The 5,111-nt window shown below is 65.3% G+C and carries 4 protein-coding genes; 2 read left to right on the top strand and 2 right to left on the bottom strand.

Annotated elements, in window-relative coordinates; translation table 11 throughout:
- Nucleotides 1-207 (top strand): DUF711 family protein (locus NZM16_RS12850; RefSeq protein ID WP_295480735.1); only part of this gene is annotated, 207 nt, incomplete at its 5' end.
- A gap of 75 nt (nt 208-282) precedes the next feature.
- Complete coding sequence (locus NZM16_RS12845) at nt 283-1,743, top strand: DUF512 domain-containing protein (RefSeq protein WP_295480733.1); 1,461 nt, start codon at nt 283-285, stop codon at nt 1,741-1,743.
- A 430-nt stretch (nt 1,744-2,173) separates the two neighbouring features.
- Here NZM16_RS12845 and NZM16_RS12840 read toward each other — a convergent pair whose 3' ends face one another.
- Nucleotides 2,174-2,980 carry a hypothetical protein gene (locus NZM16_RS12840; RefSeq protein ID WP_295451670.1) on the bottom strand — a complete coding sequence of 269 codons (807 nt, stop codon included), beginning with the start codon at nt 2,978-2,980 and terminating at the stop codon, nt 2,174-2,176.
- Nucleotides 2,981-3,337: 357 nt separating this feature from the next.
- The gene (locus tag NZM16_RS12835) at nt 3,338-4,960 is read right to left on the bottom strand and encodes a M2 family metallopeptidase (RefSeq protein WP_295451667.1); all 1,623 of its coding nucleotides are present in this window, start codon (nt 4,958-4,960) and stop codon (nt 3,338-3,340) included.
- Between the last annotated feature and the right edge of the window lie 151 nt (nt 4,961-5,111).

Genomic DNA, 5,111 nt, shown 5'->3' with positions numbered 1-5,111 from the left:
TGCGGAACCGGTCTGGATACCCTTCCCCTGCCCGGATCCGTTTCCGAGGAAGCGCTGGCGCGGGTGCTGGAGGACCTGCGCGCGCTCAGCGTCCGCCTGGGGAAGCCCCTCACCGCTCGCCTGATGCCCATCCCAGGTCGGGAGCCCGGGGATCCGGTTCGGTTTGACTTTGCCTATCTGGCGCCTTCGGCGGTGATGGCCCTGTGACGATCGGGGCACAGCGACATTGCCCCGGATTTTCCTTACCTTAGGATATTGGATTAGGTTCGCGGGGGACTTGCGATGTCTTCGACGCTGTTCGTTCCACCAGAGTTCTGCATCCCGGAGCGGCCGCGGCCCCAGGAGCCGGCGGGCCTTGTTCTCCGAGTGGAACCCGGCAGCTGGGGGGAGCGCGTGGGGGTCCGGCCCGGGGATCTGCTGTTGCGGGTGAACGGGCATCCGGTGGAGGATGTAATCGATGTTCACTTCTACGCCGTAGAGGATCACGTGGCCATCGAGGTCCTCCGGGATGGAGGGCGGCGCATCCTGGCGGGGCTTCGTCGGGAAGGAGAACCGCTGGGGTTAACCTTCGCTCATCCGACCTTTGACATCGACATCCGTCGCTGCAACAACCTGTGCACCTTTTGCTTCGTGCTCCAGACGCCCAAGGGCATGCGCCGCACCCTTTACATCAAGGACGATGACTATCGTTACTCCTTCCTGTATGGGCACTTTGTCACCCTGACCAACCTGACGGAACGCGACTGGCGGCGCATCGTCGAGCAACGCCTTTCCCCCCTTTACATCTCCGTCCACGCCACCGACCCTGAGGTTCGTCGGCAGGTGCTGCGGAACCCCCGCGCGCCCGACATCATGGCCCAACTGCGCTGGCTGGCGGATCACGGGATCGAGATGCATACCCAGATCGTGGTCACCCCTGGCCTGAACGACGGAGCGCACCTGGAGCGCAGCGTCTTCGATCTGGCCACCCTATGGCCCCACGTGCGTTCCGTCAGCGTGGTCCCCGTAGGGATCACCCGCTTCCAGCGTTACGGGGTCCGGCCGAACACGATCGAGGAAGCGCAACAGGTGTTGCGGGCAGTCCATGCGTGGCAGCGGGTCTTCCGCCGTCGCCTGGGCGTCCGCTTCGTCTACGCCACCGATGAATGGTATCTCCTCACCGGCCGTCCGGTGCCTTCGAAGGCGGCCTATGACGGATTGCGATTGCAGGAGAACGGCCTGGGGATGGTGCGGGATTTCCTGGAGGATTACCGACGGGTGAAGCAGGCGTTGCGCCGGCGGAGGAAAACGCTGAGGGGGCGCTGCGCCACCCTGGCCACCGGCGCCCTTTTCGCGCCGGTCCTGGCCCGGGTGGCCCGGGATTTCAGCGGTCGCACCGGAGCGGCCCTGGAGGTGGTCCCCGTGGCGAACACCCGGCTGGGCGAGACGATCACTGTAGCGGGCCTGTTGATGGCGGAGGACGTCATCGCCCAGCTATCGGCCCGGCCGCTGGGAGACGTGGTCGTTCTGCCGCGGATCATGTTCGATCATCCGGAGGGGGTCTCGCTGGACGATCGCACGCCGCTGGACATCGCCCGCGCGCTGGGTCGTCCGGTGGCCTTGGCCGACGCCATGGGCGACGTCCTGGATGTCCTGGAGGGGCGCGCCCGCCTGGTCTTCCACCCGGATCAGGAGAGCATCCCGATCGAGGTCATGAGGGCCGGCGGATGGTCTCTGGAAAAGACGCTCCAGCCGGCTTCATAGGCAGGAAGCGGAAAGGCCTTGCATCGGTGTCTTTTCCATCCCCTGTCGAGGCACCCCCGCTGCCGTCCCGTCCTCATCCATTGTCAGCGACAACCCTGAAGGGGAAACGCCTCGGTCGCTTCTGCGACTTTCGCTTCCCCTTGCCCACTGACGTTGCAATCTCAGACAACATACCGACGGTCATCAACGCTCATCGCCGACCCCAGTAGGGCCTTCGCGCGCTGCGCCTACGATCCCTTCGGGCGGTGGACAGAGGGCGGGAGCATCCAACCCCTCGCGTCCCATAAACCCCGACGGGCGCCCGGTCGAAACCGCCTAAGATCCAACGGAGCCGAGCAAGCGCGGCGTGGGCGCAACCAAAGCGGGGGCCAAGCTGGAGCCGATGGCCGAGGCGGTGCCGACCGTCGCGCTGTTCACAGCGGAAAGACCTTTAGCGCACCTCGAAGGGCACGCGGACCTGAAGACGATCCTCGATGTAAAGGCGGACCTCCCACTGGCCGGGCGGGAAGCCTTCCGGCCGGGTGTTGTAGATGTAGCCCGGAAGCCCGGGCGCCCCATTCCAGAGCAGGGTGCTGCTATCCTCCAGGGCCCCATCCCGATACCAGGCGACCGTCCACGCGGCGCCCGCCGGCATGTTCTCCACCTGGAACCGCCCACAAATCCGGATCGTGCGGGTCGGAAACACCGTCGGCGGCGGCGAGGGGATGCGGATCGGTCGCCCTCGCTCGTCGCAGGCGTCGGTGAGCGCCAGGTCGAAGAACCGGGCGTTCGGCGGCGCGGGCACCGCCTGAGGGATCGGCGTCAACAATGTGGGCGGATAGGGCGGCATCGTCGGCGAGGGGGAAGGCGACGGCGAGGGCGTCGGCGAGGCGGTCGGATGCGGTGTGGGCAGGGGGGTTGGTGAGATCTCTATAAAGGGGCTAACCGTTGGGGAGGGCATCGGGGAAGGGGTGGCTATCGGGGAAGGAGAGAACCACCCGGCCCATGGGGGCGGGGGGATCTCAAAAGGCAGCTGGAATCCGGAGCGGATGACCCCGTTCAGGGCGCTTATGCCCAGGGCCAACCCGACCGCGATCCAGAACCACTGGCGGGCGCGACGGCTGGCGCTGCGGCGAAGGATCAAATACCGGGCGAGGCGTGCTTCCCGCCATGCCCGGAAAGCGAGGATCAGCGCCAGGACGATCCCGGCAATGCCGATGCCCGTGAGGATCTGAAGCCATGGGATCCCGGAGGTCATCCCGCCTCTCAAGTTCCTTATCTCATCTTATGGGTGGACGGGCTGCCCTTGGCGGCCCCGCCCACCCATAAATACCGGCCGAGCGAACGGGGGGGCGCGATCCATCCCGATGGGCGAGTTCCTGGACGGACTCCCTCTTCCCTAAGGGATACAGGGAGCCAGTCCCGCTATATCCCTCATCCGTCGGCAGGAAAACCCTGCCTGGAAAGTTTGGGGGCGAGGCCGCTTCTGCCATTCTCACCCGCCCCCGGAATATCCTGAGCTGCGGAAGGCGGCTTCCCCAATCTCATAGAGCTCCGCCTCGGAAAAGCGCGGCAGCGCCGGCGGCGGCCGTTTGGGATGCCGCCATCGCGAGCCTTAGGCGTGAAGATCCCGCGCGAACGGCTCGGGCGAGAGCGGATATCCGGTCGCGAAGACCAGCAGGGTGTTCCAATCCACCGACCGCCCGGGCCGGAAATAGCGCTGGATCAGGAACGCCCCGGTCTCTGGGGAGGCGATCCAGGTTTCATCTTCCCCGATTCGAGCCCGCAGCGTCATCAGCAGCTGGGAGGCCGCCAGTTCCCCCAGCAGATAGTTATGGTAATACACCGGGGCCGTGCTCAGGTGAATCTTCGCGGCCCAGTCGGGGGCATCCCGCCCCGGGGGGCGGCGGACCATCTGGAATTCCTCTACCAGATCCCACCACAGGCGGTTGAGATCCTGGCGGGGGTTCTGATACAGGGCCCGCTCAAAGTGGGCCATCACCAGCACCCATCGGGTGAAGATTAGCAGCTTGGCCCGGTTGCGCTGGAGGGCCTGAGGAAGCACCCCTTGCAGGATCTCCTCCTCCAGGCCCAGATAGCGCCTCAACCAGGCCGGATAGTAGATCAGGCGGCCCATCAGCACAGCGATGGCCTCGGTGGAGAGGATGTGGGCCGGTGTTCGCAGAAGGAAGGGAAGGTTGCGGTCGATGTGTTGATCGTAGACCGCGTGCCCGAGCTCGTGGAGCATCGTCTCCGTCCAGTAGGCGTCGGGCTGGAGGTTGGCCAGGATCCGCACATCCCCTTTGCGGTCGATGTGGATACAGTAAGCGTGCTGTTGCTTCCCTTCCCGCTCGTAAAGATCGCTCCGCGCCAGGATGTCCTCGATGTCCAGCCCGATGGCGGTATAGAAGGCGCGGGAGAGGGCGATGGGATCCCAGCCCTCGAAGAGGCGGCTCAGGTGATCTCCGGTCTCCGGAGGCTCCTGGAAGAAGGGATCACTGTAATGCCAGGGTCGCAGCTCATGGGGATCGATCCCGAAGCGATGGGCCAGCTCGGCGTCGAGCTCGGCCTTGTAGGCGGCGAACAGGGGGCGGGTGAGCTGGTCCAGCTGGCTCAGCAGGCGGAACAGTTCCCCCTCGTCCTGCTCAGCCAAAGCCAAGCTCATCGTGTAGAAGTTGTCGAAGCCGACCTGGCGAGCTCCCTGGTTCCGGAGATCGACGAGGCGGAGCAGCCGCTCGGCCACCTGGGCGCCGATCTGCTTGCTGGCCTCCCAGGCCTCCTGACGCAGCGCCGGATCTGTGGAAGCCCGCAGAATCTGGCGGATCTGGTTGTCCGTGACCGGCTTTCCGCGCAGGGTGGCCCGGAAGGTATTGAAGGTGCTCTCGATCTCCTTCTCCAGGTCGGTGATGGCATCGATGAGTGAGGGGTCGATCTGGAGGCCGCGGAAATCATCGTAGAGGATACGGGCCTGGCGGGCGAGGAGGGGAGGGACCTCGGGGTTCGGGCTGAAGGCACCGTCCTTCAGAAGGCCGACCGCCTCCATCAACTGACGAAGCCGGGCGAAGGCCTGGCGATCGGCGTAGACCTTGCGCAAGGCCGCCGTCAGCCGGGCGTATTCCTCCTCATCTTCCTTCCGTCCCGTTGTGGTGAAGCGCCAGTAGGCCTCCGACTGGGCGATGACCAGCGGCTCCACCTGGCGAGTGTGGGCCTCGATAAATGCTTCCAGAGCCTGGATCACTGGGCAGATTTCCTCCTTATGGGATCTAAAATCCGACTTCGGACAAACAGGCCATCCACCTGGCCTCCAAACCTCCCCCGAGAGGGGAATCGCGAGCTCGTCCAACATCCAGCCTACAAAGAATGTGGGGGTTTGATCCGACACCTTCGGT

Origin of the sequence: Thermoflexus sp. (assembly GCF_025055495.1) — a bacterium.
In the GTDB taxonomy this organism is placed as follows: domain Bacteria; phylum Chloroflexota; class Anaerolineae; order Thermoflexales; family Thermoflexaceae; genus Thermoflexus.
Note: the sequence above shows the minus strand (reverse complement) of the source record. Positions and strands in the feature narration are given on the sequence as shown.